Here is an 18,932-nt window from a genome sequence, read left to right as displayed (position 1 = left end):
CGCTCTCGGGGCGAGAACGGCGGCGTTTGGGGGCGATTCCATTGCTTCTATTTTGCGGTTTTGAGCGGACGAATCGCGTCGCTGTTGGCGATTAAGCTGCACTTTAAAACCTGATATTGACCCGGTTCGGTACCGCCTACTTTCTCTTTCAGTAAAGAAACAATCACCTTGTCAGCTTTTTCAAAATTCTCAGCAGGGAGATTGCTTGCTTCCAGCCATGCGGCTGCACTGGCCTCTGCATCATCTTTGAGACTTTTACTGTCCGCAATCTTACTGATGCATCGATTTTGCACCCAGTTTTCAAAGATTTGTTGCTGAGAAAAAGCGCTAACATCAGGCAGGGTTTGGGCATAAACAGCAGGGGCATTTATAGCCAGGATCAGCAGTAATAAACGTTTCATTTCAGGCTCCAGAATGTTGCGTTGGTCGGAATAAATGAACCATTACCCGGTGAGCCCAGAAAATGGCAATCATCAGAGCAAATATTTCCATTCCAGAGTGTGACATGCCCGGTAGCGTCGCTCCAGCCGTGCCCGGTGAAGATGATAATGCCCTGTTTGCCTGCAAATTGCGCAGGAGTAGGAGAAGAGACAGACATATCGGCATTGCCCAGTACCGTGGGTAGAAATGCAATCATATCTTTAACGCGGAACATATAGCGCTTTTTGTCGTTTCCGGTCACTGTCGCATATTTACTGTTAGAAGGAATCGGAATGCCACAGTAATTTAAAACGTAGCTCATACGAATTGGGCAGGCATTTTTAAAAATACCGGCGTCGATATTATGCTGAACTTTTCCACCCAACAATTTGCCAACCTGTTCTACGCTTATGTTCACTTCTCTGAATCTGTTCCAGGCGGCACCAAAAGCAGGACGCATTTGAGACATCTTGTTTCTCCTTGATAAGAAGCTCAGGATAAAGTGAGCCCTTTCGGGCCCACTATTATTACGCTTCTTTGTTCTCTTTGATGTTCCAGCCAGCGCTGCTTTCAGCGCCTTTACCACCAGACGTGGTCTGCTCCCAGTACTGCTGTTTCACTTTCGCAGCCTGGAATGCATAGGTCACACCAACGGTATCGCCGTTGTCAGCACCGGTGTACTGAACAGAGGTGACCAGCACATCTTCCAGCGTGATGCGGGAGTATTCCACCTGCTGGCCGCCGGCTTTACAGACGGACAGCTCAACTTTGGTCAGGTGTTTACCGCTGGCGCAGTGTTTCAGGATAGCGGTGGTGGATTTGTCGATCAGCGCGTTAACGTGCAGGTCGTTAAAGTTAACTTTACCGGCACCGCCGCCACCGCCAACGCTCATATTACCTGGCTGGGAAGCGCCCCAGGAGAAGGAGGTAATATCAGTCCAGCCGGTGTGGTTAGAATCTTTAGATTCGCCCGTAACACCCTCGACCTTCAGAAACATATCAATAGCCATAATATCTACTCTTCGTGGATGAACAATATTGCTTTCGAAAAAGCACTTATATGGCAAACAGGAAAGCATGGGGCTGAATAAAACCGTCCATATTTTACCTCTGCCTCACATCAAATGACCCGTGTCATTTGACAGTCTTACATTCCTTCGAAATAACGGAAGGAATGTGAAGTCATTATTACCGTGCGTTATTCTGGAACCGAATAAGCCCGGCATTACCGGGGATTAATTTTTGAATTCTTACGGACAGTGATGTTTGAGGAAAACTGAATAACCACCGCAGCGGTATTTTCCCCCTCACCCCCGCCCTCTCCCTCAAGGGAGGGGGGCGTCCGTGTCTTCATCACGCGTCTTTCGTCTTCAGCGACGGCAGTTTAGAAACCAGACGCAGGGAAACGGTCAGACCTTCCAGCTGGTAGTGTGGACGCAGGAAGAACTTCGCGGCGTAGTAGCCCGGGTTATCTTCAATCTCCTGCACCTGCACTTCCGCAGCGGCCAGCGGTTTGCGGGACTTGGTCTCCTGAGAGGAGTTCGCCGGGTCACCGTCGACGTAGTTCATGACCCAGTCGTTCAGCCAGCGCTCCATCTCTTCGCGCTCGCGGAAGGAGCCGATTTTGTCGCGCACGATGCACTTCAGGTAGTGGGCAAAGCGGCAGCAGGCGAACAGGTAAGGCAAACGAGAGGCCAGACGCGCGTTGGCGGTGGCATCCGGGTCGTGGTACTCGGCCGGCTTCTGCAGCGACTGCGCGCCGATGAAGGCGGCAAAGTCGGAGTTTTTGCGGTGAACCAGCGGCATAAAGCCGTTTTTCGCCAGCTCGGCTTCGCGACGGTCGCTGATAGCGATCTCGGTCGGGCATTTCATGTCCACGCCGCCGTCATCGCTCGGGAAGGTGTGGCACGGCAGGTTTTCCACCGCCCCGCCGGACTCCACGCCGCGAATCGAGGTGCACCAGCCGTACTCTTTGAAGGAGCGGTTGATGTTGGCGGCCATCGCATAGGCGGCGTTCGCCCAGGAGTAGCTGTTGTGGTTCGCGCCGTCGGTCTGCTCTTCGAAATCAAAGCTGTCGACCGGGTTGGTGCGAATGCCGTACGGCAGGCGCGACAGGAAGCGCGGCATCACCAGACCCAGATAGCGGGCATCTTCGGATTCACGCAGCGAACGCCAGGCGGCGTATTCGGTGTTCTGGAAGATCTTGGTCAGGTCGCGCGGGTTAGCCAGCTCCTGCCAGGACTCCATCTGCATCACGCCCGGTGCGGTACCGGTGATAAACGGACAGTGCGCCGCAGAGCCGATGCGCGCCATTTCGCCCAGCAGCTCAACGTCCTGCGGGCTGTGGTCGAAGTAGTAGTCGCCGACGATGCAGCCAAACGGCTCGCCGCCGAACTGACCGTACTCCTGCTCGTAGATTTTCTTGAAGATCGGGCTCTGGTCCCAGCCCACGCCCTTGAAGCGCTTCAGGGTGCGGCCCAGCTCCTGCTTGGAGATGCTCATAAAGCGGATCTTCAGCATCTCGTCAGTTTCAGTGTTGTTCACCAGGTAGCTCAGACCGCGCCAGGCGCTCTCCAGCTTCTGAAACTCGTCGTGGTGAATGATCTGATTCACCTGCTGCGACAGCTGCTCGTCAATACCGGCGATCAGGTTCTGAATGGTGCGGTAGGTGTCGTTGGAGAAAGTGACGGTGTTTTCCAGCGCCTGCTGCGCCAGAGTTTTAACCGCGCTTTCTACGGCTGAACGGGCCTGATCGGTTTTTGGGCGGAACTCTTTGTTCAGCAGCGCGCTGAATTCATCCTGGCTGAACGCCTGACCCGCCTGCTGCTCGTGTTGTTGAGTCTGGTTGCTCATCGATTATTCCTCGCTACCTTTCGCGCTTTCGTCATTTTTCGGCAACTGGCTCAGGGATTTGAGCAGCGTCGGATCCTGCAGAATTTTAGCGATCAGCTCTTCCGCACCGTTTTTGCCGTCCATATAGGTCAGCAGGTTGGAGAGCTGGGTACGCGCTTCCAGCAGCTTATTCAGCGGCTCGACCTTGCGGGCCACCGCATCCGGCAGGAAGTCGTCCATGCTGTCAAAGGTCAGATCCACGTTGAGCTTGCCTTCGCCGGTCAGGGTGTTATCCACCTGGAACGCCACGCGCGGCTTAAGCGCCTTCATGCGTTCGTCAAAGTTGTCGATGTCGATTTCGAGGAATTTACGCTCGTCGACGGCCGGCAGATTTTCAACCGGTTTGCCGACCAGATCGGCCATGACGCCCATCACAAACGGCAGCTGAATCTTACGTTCTGCACCGTAGATCTCTACGTCGTACTCGATCTGCACGCGGGGGGCACGGTTACGTGCGATGAATTTCTGCCCACTGTTACTCATTGCCATGATGTTCTCCATCAAAGATGCGCGGTGAAGGTGAAACGGCAGGCTCCATGCCTGTCGTCATAATGCCTGGACGCGTTATTCGCGGCGCCCAAAGATGTTTTCAAGTTGGTTAACGCCGTCTGGCGCCAGGTCGCGAATAATGTCCATAAAGTTAAGTTCTGACAGCCGCTGCACCCGTTCAATCATCAGCGGTGCGGGGTGGCTCGGTTCGTACTGCGCAAAATACTGCTTCGCTTTTTCCAGCATCAGCTGCGCGTCGGCGCGGCTGGTGACCTGAACGCTGCGCCAGTCGGTGACCGGCTGAGCGGGCTGCGTTGCCGCCGACTGCTGCTCGGCCTGGGGTTCTGCCTGCGCCTCACGGTTCGGTAGCAGCTTGCTGATGTCGGTTACCTGACACGCGCTGGCGACCAGCCCCACGGTTTTCAGCAGCTGCTCCATCTCGGGCACGCCGCTTTCACCGAGATGCCCGGTGAGCAGCTCGCGAATCGCCAGCAGACGTTCGTTAATGACGATAACCGCGGCGGTTCCCGGCTGGTCGCCGCGGGCCAGCTCGTCAATCAGCCGTGGACGGCCGCCGGGATAGTCCGGGCATTCCGTCTTGCTGCCGTCCAGCAGGGCCTGAGCATCCCGGAGCGAAATTTCATCGCCGTTTGAACGCAGCAGCGAGGCGTTTCGCACGGCGACGGTGAGGTCGGATTTATCGCTCAACCCTGCCAGGGCGTTAATGCGATAAAACGGATCGGTTTCGCCATACTCTTCCAGCAGCGGATAGAGCGTCTCCCAGTAACGGGCGATCGCCTCCTGCACCAGCAATAATCCGTCCGCGTAGCCCGCAAGCCCGCGGCGGCGCGTCCAGGCATGGGTTAACGCCAGCAGTACGCGAAGATCTTTGGTGCGGGTCAGCAGGCTGGTGGCGTATTTTTCCACCGTGTTCCAGTCAGCGGGCTCTGCCGGGATAATGGTGTCGCCAAACTGCTGTTCCGCTTTGCCCTGACTGGCCTGATTCATGATCTGGAAGTCGGCGTCGTACTCCAGGTTTTCGCCGCAGGGTTTTTCGGGGCTTATTGGCGCGAGAAATTCTTCGATATTCATGAGATCCCTGCTTATTCAAACATGGGCGGATAAAGACCGTGACGCCCCGGACGGGCGCCCCCTGCCGGGTCGAACAGCAGGGTGAAAAGCTGCCCGGTAAAGTTACCGCTGTGCACGTGGGTGTACAGCGGGTAGCCGTCGCAGCGGTTGGTCCACCAGTAGCTGGTCTGGCGCAGCGGATCAAAACACTCAGCCGCCTGAGGCCAGCCCAGCGTGCTCTGGCCGTCCTCGTCATAGCCAATCACATCAAGGATGTCGGAACGCTTTTGCGGCTCGACGGGCTGCGGCGCAGGGATGGTCATCAGCATCTCATCCAGCTGCGAGGCGGAAAAACTGTTGCGCACCGCGTGCAGCCCCAGGCGCCCAATCTGCTGGTACCAGCTTTCGGCCTGGCTGAGCAGGCTGGTCGACCACTCTGACGGGGCGAAGCTCAGCTGAAGGCAAACCGGGTACTGGCGGCCAACGCTGTCGCGGCCCGGCAGCAGGCAGCCCATCTGGATCATCTGGCTGCCCAGCATGGGCGGTACCACAAAATTCCAGACTGGCGCTTTGTGAAACTGGCGCTCGCCGCTGCGCTGCTCTTCCTGCTGCCAGGCCAGCAGACCGACCTGGAACCAGTGTGACCACTGGCGCTGTAAAGTGTCAGGAAAGCGACGCTGCAAAAAATCTCCGGCGCTGGGTAACTTGCCATACCAGCTGTAGCGGTTCATCGCAGGGGTATTCGTCATACGGCTGTCCTTGCGGTTATGGGCATGAGAAACGGGGAAGCTGGAACGGGTTACGAATGCTGTTAGGCGCAAACTCCAGCGTGACCTGATGTCCGTCGACGTTGAAGGTGGCCTGACGGCTCAGGCTACCCGCGCCCGGGCTGGTGCTCGCTTTATCAAAGAAGCGGTTGAGCGCCCAGGCGCCGTTGGTGACCAGCGTCGCCGTGCTGCCGTTCGCCAGCCCCAGCTGCATGCGTACCTGGTTGGTGCCGCCCGGCCCCGGCCAGTTCATGATCTGCACGGCCTGCGGGCCGTGGCTGTAGCGCAGCAGCTGGCCGTCGACGTCCAGCGTCAGGTTCAGAATGGAGTTATCCATTCGCACGGTGCGAACCGTCACCTTGAAGGACGGCGTCGTGGCGCCATTAGCAAAGAAAGCGTCGCGAATCGACTGGGCCTGTTGGAACGGTCTCAGCAGCCCTTCGCTTCCCGGCAGCGTTTTACCGTCGATGCCCGGCATAAAGCGCCAGTTTGCCTGCGTGGTATCCACTTTATTGGTCAGATTGTCGCGGAAGAAAGCGTCCATCAGCCCGGTTCCCGGCGCAAACATGCGCGCGAGATCGTCAGGGGTGACCTCGGTGCTGGCGCTGCGCACCAGCGGGTAGCGACCGGCGATCGCCTGACGGCAGAATCCTCCCACCTCAACGTTAATACGCTTCCGCACGTTTTCGAGGTCGCGGCGCTGGGTATCGCTGCTGGCGCCCACCGCCATATTGCTGAACATAGTTTGTAGCCCGCCCGGCAGGCGACCGGCGCTGGCCTGCAGGCGGCTGATCGCCTCTCCGCCCGGTGCCGGCATACCGCTGTTGGCCGCGTCCTGAACCGCGGTCAGGTAGCGATAGAGCTCATCCACCTGCTTGAGAAAATCATCAAACACGATGGTCTTCCCGCCCTTCTCCAGCGGCTGCGCCAGCTCAATCATCGGTGCGTAGTGGTCGGTGACCAGCTGTTCCGGCGCCTGGGTGACCACGGCGCCCTGGGTCGGCGCAGCGTCATTGTTGCTGAACAGCGCTTCCAGCGTGCGGGTGGCGCGGTTGCTCTGCGCCTGCGCTTTATCCGCATCTTCCGGCGCTGGCGCATTGCGTGACAGCGTCAGGACCTGGCTCAGGTTCTGCACCAGGCGGCGCAGCGGCGAGTTTGCGCCGGAGAGCAGGCGCGCGGTGTTGATGCGCTGGGAAAGATCGGCGCTGTTATTGAGCTGAATGTCGGCGAGGAAGCGATCCCAGTTCGCGATAAAGTCGCGCATGTAGAGCTGGCGCACGGCGTTATCGATCTGCTGTTTATCCTCCTGCGCCGTCGCGGCCCCCAGCACCCAGGCGTCGTCTTCATGAAGAGCGGTGGTTACGCTGTCAATCTGGCCGTTAAAGCTTTTCCAGTAACCGTCCGGCGTATACAGACCCGGCACGCCTTCGCTCACCGGTTTGCCGCTTTTGCGTGAAAACACCAGCTCGCTCTGCGGTCCGCCCAGGTCGGAAAGGGAGACCGGCTTGAGGTTGTCATCATGCTCCAGCAGGCGTTTGAGGCGACCGTATACGCGCGTGGAGAGCGGCTGCTGATTGATCATCGCTCTTTCGCGGGCCACCAGAGATTCATCCTGCGCATACGGTGAGGCCTGAATTTTCGGTTCCAGCAGCTGCGTCAGGTGCCATTCAAGCTGCTGCAGCTGCGCCTTCGTGACGTTCTGCGGAAGATTTCGCTGCAGGTTGAGCATCACCCACGAATGCAGGAATTTGCCGTCGTAGTGCTTCGGCTGATACAGCATCTGATAGGCTTTCAGCGCTTCATAGCTGTATTCCACGTCGCTACCGTTGTCGTTGCGCAGCCAGGTGGTGATGTGCATGGCAACGGCAGGCAACAGCATCTGATCCAGCGCTTTCTGGTACAGCGACTGCGAGGCATCGCTGACGTCATCTCCGCGATAGAGCCCCATACGGCGGGATACGGGCGGATCGTTCACATCAAACGCGTCGCTTTTCGGCAGATCCACCAGACCGTTCAGCAGCGGCAGCAGATCGAACAGGTCACGCTGGGTCTGGTTCTGCAGCGACTTGCTCTGCTGGTCCAGCAGCGGCACCTTCGCATCCACCTCTTCCAGATAGGCCTTGTTTTTGGCATAGCTGGTCAGCCACAGACCGCCGAGGATCACCAGCAGGGCCAGCAGCGCCGCGTAGCCGGACCAGATCACCGCCCGGTTGCGCAGCTCCCACCAGCGGTTTTCGCCCGCGATCCCGGCTTCCTGGAAGATGACGTTTTGCAGGAGGTTCTTAATGAAGAAACTCTGACCTTTTGCCCCCGGGATCGGCGCTTCTTTGCTGACCGAATCCCAGTTATCCGCCTCTCCCCCTTCCGGCAGCGACAGCGCGCGGTTCAGTTCGCCCATCACGCGGTCGAACGGCATGCCTTCCTGAGTCCCGCTGGCGAAGTAGATCCCGCGCGGAGAGAACTCGGTTTCGAAGTTGGAGCGGGCGAAGACCGTGCTCAGGTAATCCGCCAGCAGCGGACGCAGCGCGGCGAACTCCTGCGGGAAGAGATACGCTTCGGCGCGGGTTTTCGCGTCGTGCTCTTTCAGCATGGTTTCCGGCAGCCCGGCATCGAGGCGCTGCTGCAGCAGAGAAAACTCCTGCTGGAAGTTGCCCATCAGGTCGTAATCGGCGTGTTTGGTTTGCTCCCACGGCAGCGTAAAGCCCCAGATCTGGTCGCGCTGCGCTTTGTCGTAGTCGGCAAACCAGGCGCGGAAGCCTTTAAGCAGGTCGGCCTTGGTCACCATCACGTAGACAGGGAAGCGAATACCCAGCTGTTCATGCAGCTCGGACAGACGCTGGCGCAGGTTTACCGCCTGCTGGCGGGACGCCTCGGCGGACTGGGTGAGCAGGTCAGAAATGCTGATGGTGATGATGACGCCGTTGATCGGCTGGCGGCGGCGATACTTACGCAGCAGGTTGATGAACTCCAGCCATTCGCCGGCGTCCTGTACCTGCTCGCTCTCCTGGGTGGTATAGCGGCCCGCCGTGTCCAGCAGCACCGCCTCATTGGTAAACCACCAGTCGCAGTTACGCGTGCCGCCAATGCCCCGCAGCGCGGTCTTACCGAAGCGATCGGCCAGCGGGAACTGCAGCCCGGAGTTAACCAGCGCCGTGGTTTTACCGGAGCCCGGCGCGCCGATAATGACGTACCACGGCAGCTGATAGAGATATTGCGTGTTGAAGCGCTGCGTCCACTGCGCGCCCTGGCCCGCTTTGCTGAAGTGCGCTTTTTTCAGCATCTGCGCGGCTTCATCAAAGCGGCTGGCGAGGATCTGCTCCTCGCTGTTCAGCCGCTTCTGCGGATCCGCCGCTTCCGGGCTGGCGGTGTTCTCCTTGAGCTTGTCCATCAGCTTGCGGTTAAGCCAGGCATTGTACAGGCGCGGCAGAATGTGGCCCTGCGCCCAGAGCAGATAGACCACGGCGATGCTGATAATGCGGTTCTGTTCAGACTCAAGCGGTCGGGTGTCCACGATGGACAACAGGGGACCAATCATCCAGATCACCGCCGCAAGCGCCGTTACGCCGAGGAAGCTCCACAGAATGCGGTTGGTCAAGATGGAAAGAAGTGTAGTCAGCATCCTTAGTTTCCTTGCGGCAATCCGTTCAGCTCGGCCTGAGTGTTTTCAGGCGACACCAGCAGAGTAATTTCCACACGGCGGTTACGGGCGCGGTTTTCAGGCGTCGTGTTCGGCGCCACCGGGTTAATCTCGCCCCGCCCTTCCGCTTTCACGCGGCCAGGCTGAGAGAGGCTTCCCTGCAGCATTTTCTGTACCGAGCGGGCGCGTTCCAGAGAGAGTTCATAGTTCGAGGCAAAGCGCGCGCTGCGGATCGGCACGTTGTCGCTGTAGCCCACCACCAGAATTTTGCCGCTGACGTTATTCATCGCCTGCGCAATGCGGTTGATGACCGGTTCATAGCGGTCACGCACGACGGTAGAGGCAGAGGCAAACAGCCCGTCGCCCTTCAGGATAACGACGCTGCGATCCGCTTCGTCTTTCACCGCGACCAGGCCAGCCTCGATTTCAGGCTTCAGGAAGCCGCGCAGGTTCAGCACCGCTGGTAGCTGACGGGCCGGCTGCTGAATAGTGGTTTCCGGCAGCTGGGACTGGTAAATCTTCGCCAGCACCGGGTTGGTGTTATCGCCAAGGCGCCAGTTAAGCACGATATAAAACAGACAGGCGATAAACCCGGCCAGCGCCACGCAGGCCCACAGGGGAACCATCGGCCGCCAGAGCTTGCGCAGCACCGGACGATCTTCCGGATGGGGAGAAAGCGGCGGCGGATAGCTGCCGCGCACGCCGCGGATCATCTGCCACAGCCGCTGCTTGATGGTTTCAAGCTGCGTGCGGCCATTATCCAGTACCCGATAGCGTCCTTCGAAGCCCAGCAGCAGGCAGTAGTTGATCATCTCCAGCAGCAGAATATGCTCGCGCGGGTTCTGCGACAGGCGCGCCAGCAGCTGGAAGAACTTCTCACCGCCCCAGGTTTCGTTATGGAAGGTCACCAGCAGACCGTTGCTTGACCAGACGCCGCTGCTGCCCCAGGGGGTGAGCGCGGCGGCCTCATCGAGCGCCGTACACAGGCAGTAACGCGCCCCGACGATCACTTCGTAGGGCAGCCCCGCCTGCTGGCAGCGGACTTCGAAACGGCGAATCTCATCGATCAGGCGCTGGCGTAACGCCACCTGATCGTCATGGGAGACCGAATGACGGATCTGCGGAATCGCGTTGAGCAGCGGATTGGCGGCCGCCACCAGCTGATTGTTGCTACTGGCCCCGGTAAACGCGGCATCACTGCCGGTGTCCTGTCGTTCCTGCATATTAAGCGCTCGCTTTATTATTCTGTCGGGCTACGGATGGCCCAAAACTCCATATCCAGCCCCGGGAACTCCCCTGCAAGATGCAGGGCGAATGCGCCGGACTTATCCATCTCGTGCCACAGCTCGCTGCCCTTCTCCAGTTCAAAGTAGCTGTAGCCGGCATGCCACGGGATCTGCGGCGGCGCGACCGGCATGGCGCGCAGCATAATGCCCGGCAGCTGAAGCTGAACCAGATCGCGGATTTTCGAGACCGGCGCGACCTTCATCTGCGCCGGGAAATGGGTTTGCAGATGTTCGCCTGGCACATTGGCTTTTACCGCCAGCACGAAGCCGAACTCGCGCACCATGCTGGTTTCAGGCACCGTAGCGATGTTCAGGCCATGGGAGCGTTCGTTCAGCGGCAGCTGAATCGCGTGGTCTTCCATCACCAGCGACAGCCCCTGACGCAGCATCAGCATCAGTTTGCTGAAGCAGTTTGCCAGATCGTCATGATCGTAAATCGGCAGCACGCTTTCGGCGGTACGCTGCGACGTCCAGGTGGCTAGCTCGGTCGCAAACGGCAGCCAGCTGCGCCAGAGCGTTTCGGGATGCAGCAGCGGGAGGGTTTTTAAATGAGATACTTCGCCCAGATGACGGTTAACCAGCGACAGCAGCGTGAACTCAATCAGTTCGGAGGTGTTAAAGCGGCCAGGCTGGCGCAGACGACCGCCAATTTGCTGGCTGCGCTGGACCAGCAGACCGTGCAGATCGTTGATCATGCTGTAGATCTGCGGGCTGTTGTTGGCGTTGAGCATCGGCGGGATGTAGCTGTTGTCGAGCCGCACGTGGTTGTCGTTACGTTTCTCCGTCACAAACGCCACGCCGATGGCGGTCCATTCCGCCGTGAGGTCTTTTTCCAGCATCAGGGTCAGACGCAGGCGGCCAAACTGGACGGTGGCATCCCCCACCGACATGGCGTTGTCGTCTTCCACCTCTTGCTCGAAAGCGATGAAGCGCGCCAGCGAGGCCGGCTCTTCGCTAAAAATCACCTCTTCTCTCTCGCCGCGACGAACAGGCAGCGCGAGCACCACCTTTTCGTTGGTGAGGTTGTCAGGAATTTTCAGCGGTACAGGACCGTTGCGCCCGTTACGCACCTGGAAAAAGGTGCCGTCCGGCAGCAGGCCACTGCAGTAGCTCAGGGCAATGCATCCCTGACGAAGCATCGCTTCATCCAGTTCAACGTCAAGAAAGCCCCAGAGATACGACCGCTGTAGCGCGCCCCATTCACGAACATGGTTGAGCAGATAGCTTTCAGTCCGCTGAAAATGGTGTGGACGCAGGAACATGCCTTCGGTCCAGACGACCTTTTCTGCTTTCGTCATGATGATGTGTTTCCTGTGTTGAAGCGCGTTACTGGCTGATGACCCGAATGCCGTTCACGTCGAGAAAAACGTTGGCCTGAAGTTCATCCGCGGACCATTTCCAGAACTGGTAGATATGATTTTCGCCAGGCACAGGCAGAGGGAGTGAAACGCGCCATTTTTTGCCATCCAGCATCTGATACTCCGCCATCACGCCGATGTAGCGGGCCTCCGGAGAGCTTTGCCCGCTGAGGGTTTTGGACAGCTGTCCCGGCATCAGGAAGAACACGTCGCTGTTCAGCAGATTCGCGCCAAGCGTGGCTGACGCGTTGTTCTGCAGGGAGTAGAAGTCGCTGGACATGAAATCCGCATCGGATTTCAGCAACAACACCCGAACCTTAAGCGGCGCAGATTCGTTGATTTGTGGATGAGCCTGAAACTGCAGATTGTAGCGGGAGGGGTCGCTGTGTGAAGACGACGTACAACCACTGACCAGGGCGAAAATCACCGCGTAAAAGAATAACCACAGCTTATGAAAATTTTTATTATTCATAAAAATGCGCTCATGCAAGCCGTTTAGTTCAGGATCCAGGTACCGTTAGCGCTGTCTTTGCAGGCTTTGCTGTTGCCATCGACGTCGACACAGGTCGCTTTTTTACGCGCCTTCGGACGAATGGCCTGTTTACGCACGGCGGCGTCGTACAGGTCGGCCTTGATCACGGCGCGCATCGGGACGTAACCAATCAGCTGATCGTTACCTTCATCGGCAAGCGCCATCCAGTAGTGTTCAACCTGACCCAGCACCACGTAGGTTTTTCCGGTGTCGAGAGTACGGATAACTTTGCCGCCGAAGTCAGGACGGCTCATCAGGGAGGCCGGATACATGGCGCGATACGGTTCGTTGACCGGGTTGAACTCCGCAGGCGGCGCCACAGCGTGACGGTGGGTTAAGGTCACGCCGTTGACCTGGCTGGTCTCGATCGTATCGTCGTTGATCACAGGTTTCTGCGGCGCTTTACAGCCCGCCACCGCCATTACAAACAGAAGTGAAAACAGTACGCGCATTTTCATATGCTTTTCCGTAGCGATATTTCGATGATGAAGATAAGGGGGTGAAGTTTGACTTAGGTGCTATTGTTAAAATAGCCAGGATATTTTCGGGGCGTTACTATTTTAAGGGCATAGCTACCGCACGAGCCCTTCAGAATAAGGCCCAGTGTCTTCCTGACATATTTTGACAAACGGTAAACAAGTTTACATGAGCTTCGTCTCAATTCAATATTTACCGGTACGTAACTGTTGGTAAATGAAGCAGTCGGAAAATTATAGGATTAATCCTATGAAAAAACCCGATACGACCTACGCCCTTTTATTTTTTAGCCACACAACATTATAACCACATGTTTTATATACGGAAAATACAAAAGAGAACCACTTTCATTAACGCAATACGGCTATTATCGCCACTACCATAATTAGTAGAATTCGCGTATTGGTGAGGTCAGCAGAATATATGAACCATGAATTATTTGTTGCACTAAAAGGGTATCTTTAATATTGAATGCACGCGACAACGTGAAGGTAACTATTTCACTTATGTTGCACGACGTTAATTTCACGACTCAAAATAACTTTATATTTCGCGTTGCGACAATTACTCCGTCAGGCCTGAATTTTAATCGTCAATCATTAAGCCTGAGTTAACCATCCTGACATTAACGCAGCAGAAAATGCTCGCAATAGCCCGCCAGCTGCGAACATTGTTTATTGCTGCCGCCCACAGGCTTCATTCGAAATTTTATTGCTGCTACATCCTCTCCTGCTCGCCCCATCTATCTTGCCTACCGTTTGATAGATAAGATTTATTATTAAAATGATAAAATTTCGTTATAATTTCTTTAAATATTTAAGCATCAGATCCGATAAAACTCTGTAATAAAACGAATTTAAGATAAAGCATTTTTCCACACCGCATGCGCATAGCCATCCGGTCGTCATTGCTTTCACTTATTGTCCGTTGCGGCGTTTATATGGGTTCAGACGTTGTGTGACCGAAGAAATCAGGAGTGGGTATGAATAAGAAAAGACGCTCGGTGCCGGGTATCAGACACTATGACGGTCCTGCCGGAGGCTGGGGCGCGTTAAAAGCGACGGCCATCGCGGTACGTACCCAAATGGATACCTTTGATGCTCCCGCCACGCTTCTGCGCACCAACCAGCCTGACGGTTTTGACTGCCCGGGCTGCGCGTGGCCGGATAAAGAACACAAGTCGACGTTCCAGTTCTGTGAGAACGGCGCCAAAGCCGTAACCTGGGAAGCCACCAGCAAACGCGTTACCCCCGCGTTTCTGGCTGAGAACAGCGTCTCCTCGCTGCTGGCAAAATCGGACTTTGAACTGGAAGGCTACGGTCGGCTGACGCATCCCCTGCGCTATGACCAGGCAAGCGATACCTTCCGGCCCGTCGACTGGGAAGAGGCGTTTCAACGCATCGGCGAAGTATTGCGCGGGCTCGAACCGGACCAGGTCGAGTTCTATACCTCCGGACGCGCCTCTAACGAAGCGGCGTATCTTTTCCAGCTCTTCGCCCGCGAATACGGCACCAATAACTTCCCCGACTGCTCGAATATGTGTCACGAGGCCACCAGTGTCGGTTTGCCGCGTTCGATTGGCATCGGGAAAGGCACAGTCTCGCTGGACGACTTCGATAAGACCGAGCTGGTGATTTCCATCGGCCACAACCCCGGCACCAACCATCCGCGAATGATGGGGACTCTCCATGAGCTGGCCCGTCGCAACGTGCCGATTATCGTCTTTAACCCGCTGCGCGAGCGCGCCCTCGAACGCTTCGCCGACCCGCAAAGCGTGATTGAAATGGCGACCTACGGCTCAACGGATATCGCCTCGACCTATTTCCAGGTGAAGGCCGGGGGCGATGCCGCCGCGCTGAAAGGCATTGCCAAACATCTGCTGGAAATGGAGGCCGAACGGGGTGACGTGCTCGACCATGCGTTTATTGCCGAACACACCCAGGGCATTGAGGAATTCGCCGCCGATATCGCGCAAACCCGCTGGGACGAGATCGAGCGCGAGTCAGGCCTGAGCCAGGCGGCGCTCCAAAAGGTGGCCGACGCCTATGCGAAATCAAATGCCACCATCATTACCTACGGGATGGGCATTACCCAGCACAATAAAGGTACGGCAAACGTCCGCCTGATCGCCGATCTGCTGCTGCTGCGCGGGAATATCGGCAAGCCCGGCGCGGGTATCTGCCCCCTGCGCGGCCACTCAAACGTTCAGGGGAACCGGACCGTCGGGATTAGCGAGAAGCCTACCCCGGCCTTCCTGAACCGTCTGAAGGACGTTTTCGGCTTTGAGCCGCCGTCTCAGCACGGACACGATGCGGTGCAGGCCACGCAGGCGATGATCGACGGCCGCGCGAAGGCGCTCATCTGCCTCGGGGGTAATTTTGCCGTCGCGATGCCCGATCACGAGCGGGGTTTTCCGGCGATGGGCAACCTGGATTTGAGCGTGCACGTCGGGACCAAGCTCAACCGTACCCATCTGCTGGTGGGCAAAGAGACCTTTATCTTTCCGTGTCTCGGCCGCACCGAGCTGGATCTCCAGGCCACCGGCCGTCAGTCCATTACCGTCGAAGACTCCATGTCGATGGTCCATGCCTCGTCCGGCAAGCTGAAGCCCGCCTCGCCGTTGCTCCTCTCGGAACCTGCTATCGTCGCCGGCATGGCGAAAGCCACGCTGCCGGAAACCCGCGTGGACTGGCTAACGCTGGTTGAGGATTACGACCGCATCCGCGATCTGATCGAGCAGACCATTCCGGGCTTTGAGAACTACAACGCGCGGATCCGCGTTCCCGGCGGCTTCCGCATGCCGCTGCCGCCGACGCAGCGCATCTGGCCAACGGCGACGGGAAAAGCGATGTTCTCGGTGTTCGACGGCGTTCACGAGAACGCCAGCGGCGAAGGTGAGCATGTTCTGCGGTTAATCACGCTGCGCAGCCACGACCAGTACAACACCACCATTTACGCTCTGGACGACCGCTACCGCGGCGTGTTTGGCCGCCGCGACGTGCTGTTTATGAACGAAGACGATATGGCGCAGTCAGGCCTGGAACACGGCGACCGCGTGGATATCGAAACCGCCCTCCCCGGCAGCGTTCAGCGTCTGAAAGACATTACCGTGGTGGCGTACAACATCGCGCCGGGCACCGTCGGCGCCTATTACCCGGAGGCCAACGTGCTGGTGCCGCTTGATTATCTGGATAAGGACAGCGGTACGCCGTCGTATAAATCCGTTCCGGTTCGCATCACCCTGCGCTCGAAAGAGATCCGCATGCTGTAAGGCTGCTCGCGCAGAGATAATGATGGATATTAAACAGTTAAAATATTTAATCGCGCTCGACGAGACCCGCCACTTTGGTAAAGCGGCCTCGCAGTGCAACGTCACCCAGCCGACCCTCTCCATGCGCATCCGCAGCCTGGAAGAGGAGCTGGGGCTGGTGCTGATCGTGCGCGGGCAGCGCTTTGAAGGGTTTACGCCGGAGGGTGAACGCATCCTCGCGTGGGCCCGTGCCCTGCTTGCCGCGCACGACGGGTTACAGGCGGAAGCCGCGCTGTGTAAAGGCCAGGTGGTGGGCGAATTACGTCTGGGGATGGTGCCGCTGGCGAGCGTGGATCCGATGATCTTTATTCGCCTGCTGACGCGAAAATACCCGGAGCTGACCTACAGCCTCTATTCCATGTCCTCAGCGCAGATTGCCGACGGCGTCAGCCGCAATCAGCTTGAGCTGGGAATTTGCTACCTCAACAGCATCGACACCAGCCTGTTTGACGTTATCCAGCTGCCAAAAACCAAGATGGGCCTGCTGCACGACGTCCGCCATTTTCAGCTCGGCCAGGCAACGCTGACGTGGCACGACCTGACGGATTTTCCGCTGGGGTTCCTGACCAAAGGGATGCATTACCGGGCGCATATGGAGGCCAGCTTTAAATCTGCAGGCATCGAACCGACGTCCGTTTTCGAGAGCGACTCGACGTTCCAGATCATTCAGGCGGTTCAGAGCGGCGTGTGCTGCGCCGTCATGCCGCTGAACAACGGGCTGGAGGCGCTGAACAGCAACTTCAGGATTGTCCCCATCGCCGACGCGAACATTGAGGCTCCCGTCGGCCTGATTATGCGCAGGCAGAAGCCGGTCTCCTCGCTGGCGCTGCGCTGCTTTACCGACGCGCAGGAGATTTATCACGCGGACAATGAGGCGTAGGCCTCGCGCGTCACCTCGCTAAAACCGTCGATCAGCACCGCGTCGCGCACCTCCCGGTATTCCGGCGCATCCACCAGCTCGTGAAGCGCATCGCGAATAGCGTTAAGCGTTTCAGGCGAGGTGTTATGCGAGGTAATCAGCGGCAGTCCCGGCGTCAGCGGTGTGCGGTCAATGACCGCCAGTCCCGCAAGGCGTTCCGGCTCATGGCGCTGCAGCAGTGCCCAGATCACACAGTCGATGGCCGCGATATCCCCCGCCCCGCGTTTCACATCAATCAGCGACTGGCGATGGCTGCCGCTAAACGACGTTTGCGCAAAAAATTGACCGCCGCTCGCAAGGGGAGCCACTTTTTTTCGCAGCGCATTGTAGCCGGACTGAGAATCCGGGGAGTTACAGACCGCCCGACGTCCGCGAAAATCCGCCAGCGTGAGGTGCCGATCTTCCTCGCGCACCGTCAGAAAGCTGCGGTACTGGATCCCTTCGCAGCCCGGTGCCGCGTAGTGAAAACAGCCGACCACCTGCACGTCCGGGAGCTGCGTGACCAGCGGATAACCGCAGGTCTGGCTGAGGATAAGCGCAGGCTGTTGCCAGTGGGTCAGCAGGTCGGACTCCGGCCAGCCGGGATCGCGATCGACGGTCACACCGCGCGCAGCCAGCAGCCCCTTTACCGCCACCCAGAGCGCGCGGGTATTGGCGCGATCCACGGCATACATGGGAAACGCCAGCAGCTTACTCATACCCTTCCCCCTGTTGTTTTGCGGGATGAACGGTGACGTCGACGGGCCTGGCCCAGAACTGACGCAGCCATTCGCCATAGCCCCTGACGAGAAAACCGTGGTTTCGCTGCTGGTACGCCTCCCGGTTTTGCTCGTAGATGGCCTTCAGCCCGTACCAGGGAACGCCCGGCAGATCGTGATGCACTGAATGGTAGTTGAGATTCAAAAACAGCACCCGCCAGAATAACCCGGCCTCGTTAATGACGGAGCGCGCCAGCGGGTCGTCCGCCGCGCGATGTTCGAAAAACGATCGGACCTTGGTCAGCGCCAGCGCCGGATAGCTGACGGCCAGCACAAACCAGACGGGTGAAAAACCGGTACGCGTCATCCAGGCGAAGAGCGCCACCAGCAGCAAAACGTGAACCAGCCACATCGCCATCGCCCTCAGGTGAAGGTGGCGAAATGCCGCCACGGCGCTGCCCAGCGTCTGAAGGATATCCAGCAGCGGTGCCAGCATCAGCCGTCCGGCAAAGGTATTCCGGGCCCTGATAAGCCGTTTCTGCCAGGGAGAAAAGCGCGCCCAGCTCTCGTCGGTAAAATAGTACGACTCCGGGTCATCCACCGGATGGGTCAGGCTATGGTGCCGATGATGGGCGAGATGGGAGTCCCGGTACAGGCCGTACGGATACCAGACCGCCAGCGGGAGCGTGCCAAACAGCTGGTTCAGCCAGGCAAAACGGGTGGGATGCCCGTGGATCAGCTCATGCTGCAGGGACATGTACCAGGCGGTAAACCCGATGAGCAGCAGCGTGGCGGGCAGCAGGCCGAGCGTTTGCCAGAACGCCAGCGTGGCAAACCAGCCCGCATAAATCGTGAACATTAACAGCCAGGTGGGCAGTTCGCTTCGCCATAAGAAACCCGATGCAAGGTGGCGGATTTGTTCGCGTTGTTGCGGATGTAAATAGAGGGAGCTTCGTTGACTCATTCCTTCAGACGCCGTTTCGCCAGAGATAATTCTCTGACGATCGGGGATAACGCCTGAAATAACAAAGAACTTAAATCGCATTGCTTTGCCAGAAACGTGGAGCACACGCGCT

Annotated in this window: 16 protein-coding genes; 2 read left to right on the top strand and 14 right to left on the bottom strand. The window is 57.9% G+C overall.

Going from position 1 to position 18,932, the window contains the following annotated elements:
* Nucleotides 1-47 precede the first annotated feature (47 nt).
* The 12 genes from AC1VYI_RS10930 to AC1VYI_RS10875 all read right to left on the bottom strand — a co-directional run bounded on the left by AC1VYI_RS10930 (nt 48) and on the right by AC1VYI_RS10875 (nt 12,910).
* On the bottom strand, nt 48-401 hold the full coding sequence (locus tag AC1VYI_RS10930) for a T6SS amidase immunity protein Tai4 family protein (protein WP_045908268.1): 354 nt from the start codon (nt 399-401) through the stop codon (nt 48-50).
* Nucleotides 398-889, bottom strand: coding sequence for a type VI secretion system amidase effector protein Tae4 (locus AC1VYI_RS10925; protein ID WP_045355841.1), 492 nt, complete (start codon nt 887-889; stop codon nt 398-400). The genes AC1VYI_RS10930 and AC1VYI_RS10925 overlap by 4 nt, the downstream gene beginning before the upstream one ends.
* Before the next feature lie 58 nt (nt 890-947).
* Nucleotides 948-1,430 (bottom strand): Hcp family type VI secretion system effector, encoded by a 483-nt coding sequence (locus tag AC1VYI_RS10920; RefSeq protein ID WP_008502640.1) that lies wholly within the window; start codon nt 1,428-1,430, stop codon nt 948-950.
* Nucleotides 1,431-1,773: 343 nt separating this feature from the next.
* Nucleotides 1,774-3,273 carry a type VI secretion system contractile sheath large subunit gene (gene tssC / locus AC1VYI_RS10915; RefSeq protein WP_023336028.1) on the bottom strand — a complete coding sequence of 500 codons (1,500 nt, stop codon included), beginning with the start codon at nt 3,271-3,273 and terminating at the stop codon, nt 1,774-1,776.
* A gap of 3 nt (nt 3,274-3,276) precedes the next feature.
* Entirely contained in the window at nt 3,277-3,801 is a 525-nt protein-coding gene (tssB, locus tag AC1VYI_RS10910; protein ID WP_008502644.1) for a type VI secretion system contractile sheath small subunit, read from the bottom strand.
* Between the two features lie 75 nt (nt 3,802-3,876).
* Complete coding sequence (tssA, locus tag AC1VYI_RS10905) at nt 3,877-4,893, bottom strand: type VI secretion system protein TssA (RefSeq protein ID WP_134866087.1); 1,017 nt, start codon at nt 4,891-4,893, stop codon at nt 3,877-3,879.
* Nucleotides 4,894-4,904: 11 nt separating this feature from the next.
* A complete protein-coding gene (gene tagF, locus AC1VYI_RS10900) occupies nt 4,905-5,621 on the bottom strand; it encodes a type VI secretion system-associated protein TagF (protein WP_023312158.1) in 717 nt (238 codons plus the stop codon).
* Nucleotides 5,622-5,637: 16 nt separating this feature from the next.
* Nucleotides 5,638-9,258 (bottom strand): type VI secretion system membrane subunit TssM, encoded by a 3,621-nt coding sequence (gene tssM / locus AC1VYI_RS10895; protein WP_134866086.1) that lies wholly within the window; start codon nt 9,256-9,258, stop codon nt 5,638-5,640.
* A gap of 2 nt (nt 9,259-9,260) precedes the next feature.
* Nucleotides 9,261-10,499, bottom strand: coding sequence for a DotU family type VI secretion system protein (locus tag AC1VYI_RS10890; protein ID WP_033145801.1), 1,239 nt, complete (start codon nt 10,497-10,499; stop codon nt 9,261-9,263).
* Nucleotides 10,500-10,516: 17 nt separating this feature from the next.
* On the bottom strand, nt 10,517-11,860 hold the full coding sequence (tssK, locus tag AC1VYI_RS10885; RefSeq protein ID WP_029740099.1) for a type VI secretion system baseplate subunit TssK: 1,344 nt from the start codon (nt 11,858-11,860) through the stop codon (nt 10,517-10,519).
* A gap of 28 nt (nt 11,861-11,888) precedes the next feature.
* Entirely contained in the window at nt 11,889-12,392 is a 504-nt protein-coding gene (tssJ, locus tag AC1VYI_RS10880) for a type VI secretion system lipoprotein TssJ (RefSeq protein WP_023312162.1), read from the bottom strand.
* Nucleotides 12,393-12,415: 23 nt separating this feature from the next.
* The gene (locus AC1VYI_RS10875) at nt 12,416-12,910 is read right to left on the bottom strand and encodes a hypothetical protein (RefSeq protein WP_023312163.1); all 495 of its coding nucleotides are present in this window, start codon (nt 12,908-12,910) and stop codon (nt 12,416-12,418) included.
* Between the two features lie 1,001 nt (nt 12,911-13,911).
* On the opposite strand from AC1VYI_RS10875, the gene AC1VYI_RS10870 reads away from it, so the two are divergent.
* A complete protein-coding gene (locus AC1VYI_RS10870; protein ID WP_134866085.1) occupies nt 13,912-16,200 on the top strand; it encodes an FdhF/YdeP family oxidoreductase in 2,289 nt (762 codons plus the stop codon).
* A 22-nt stretch (nt 16,201-16,222) separates the two neighbouring features.
* A complete protein-coding gene (locus AC1VYI_RS10865) occupies nt 16,223-17,119 on the top strand; it encodes a LysR family transcriptional regulator (RefSeq protein ID WP_023312165.1) in 897 nt (298 codons plus the stop codon).
* Here AC1VYI_RS10865 and AC1VYI_RS10860 read toward each other — a convergent pair.
* Together AC1VYI_RS10860 and AC1VYI_RS10855 are read right to left on the bottom strand one after the other, a co-directional pair.
* Nucleotides 17,098-17,856, bottom strand: a complete 759-nt coding sequence (locus tag AC1VYI_RS10860; protein ID WP_482880916.1) for a phosphate/phosphite/phosphonate ABC transporter substrate-binding protein — start codon at nt 17,854-17,856, stop codon at nt 17,098-17,100. The two genes, AC1VYI_RS10865 and AC1VYI_RS10860, sit on opposite strands and share 22 nt — an antisense overlap.
* Nucleotides 17,849-18,820: a fatty acid desaturase gene (locus AC1VYI_RS10855; protein WP_134867365.1), complete on the bottom strand. Its 972-nt coding sequence runs from the start codon at nt 18,818-18,820 to the stop codon at nt 17,849-17,851. Before AC1VYI_RS10855 ends, AC1VYI_RS10860 begins: the two co-directional genes overlap by 8 nt.
* Nucleotides 18,821-18,932 lie beyond the last annotated feature (112 nt).

The sequence above is a fragment of the Enterobacter sp. QK-SA4 genome (genome assembly GCF_056856775.1).
This window is presented reverse-complemented; position numbering and strand designations above follow the sequence as displayed.

Bases quoted from the DNA above. Each gene is read 5' to 3' on its own strand.
- AC1VYI_RS10930 (WP_045908268.1), bottom strand. From the start codon at position 401: ATGAAACGTTTATTACTGCTGATCCTGGCTATAAATGCCCCTGCTGTT.
- AC1VYI_RS10925 (WP_045355841.1), bottom strand. From the start codon at position 889: ATGTCTCAAATGCGTCCTGCTTTTGGTGCCGCCTGGAACAGATTCAGA.
- AC1VYI_RS10920 (WP_008502640.1), bottom strand. From the start codon at position 1,430: ATGGCTATTGATATGTTTCTGAAGGTCGAGGGTGTTACGGGCGAATCT.
- tssC (WP_023336028.1), bottom strand. From the start codon at position 3,273: ATGAGCAACCAGACTCAACAACACGAGCAGCAGGCGGGTCAGGCGTTC.
- tssB (WP_008502644.1), bottom strand. From the start codon at position 3,801: ATGGCAATGAGTAACAGTGGGCAGAAATTCATCGCACGTAACCGTGCC.
- tssA (WP_134866087.1), bottom strand. From the start codon at position 4,893: ATGAATATCGAAGAATTTCTCGCGCCAATAAGCCCCGAAAAACCCTGC.
- tagF (WP_023312158.1), bottom strand. From the start codon at position 5,621: ATGACGAATACCCCTGCGATGAACCGCTACAGCTGGTATGGCAAGTTA.
- tssM (WP_134866086.1), bottom strand. From the start codon at position 9,258: ATGCTGACTACACTTCTTTCCATCTTGACCAACCGCATTCTGTGGAGC.
- AC1VYI_RS10890 (WP_033145801.1), bottom strand. From the start codon at position 10,499: ATGCAGGAACGACAGGACACCGGCAGTGATGCCGCGTTTACCGGGGCC.
- tssK (WP_029740099.1), bottom strand. From the start codon at position 11,860: ATGACGAAAGCAGAAAAGGTCGTCTGGACCGAAGGCATGTTCCTGCGT.
- tssJ (WP_023312162.1), bottom strand. From the start codon at position 12,392: ATGAATAATAAAAATTTTCATAAGCTGTGGTTATTCTTTTACGCGGTG.
- AC1VYI_RS10875 (WP_023312163.1), bottom strand. From the start codon at position 12,910: ATGAAAATGCGCGTACTGTTTTCACTTCTGTTTGTAATGGCGGTGGCG.
- AC1VYI_RS10870 (WP_134866085.1), top strand. From the start codon at position 13,912: ATGAATAAGAAAAGACGCTCGGTGCCGGGTATCAGACACTATGACGGT.
- AC1VYI_RS10865 (WP_023312165.1), top strand. From the start codon at position 16,223: ATGGATATTAAACAGTTAAAATATTTAATCGCGCTCGACGAGACCCGC.
- AC1VYI_RS10860 (WP_482880916.1), bottom strand. From the start codon at position 17,856: ATGAGTAAGCTGCTGGCGTTTCCCATGTATGCCGTGGATCGCGCCAAT.
- AC1VYI_RS10855 (WP_134867365.1), bottom strand. From the start codon at position 18,820: ATGAGTCAACGAAGCTCCCTCTATTTACATCCGCAACAACGCGAACAA.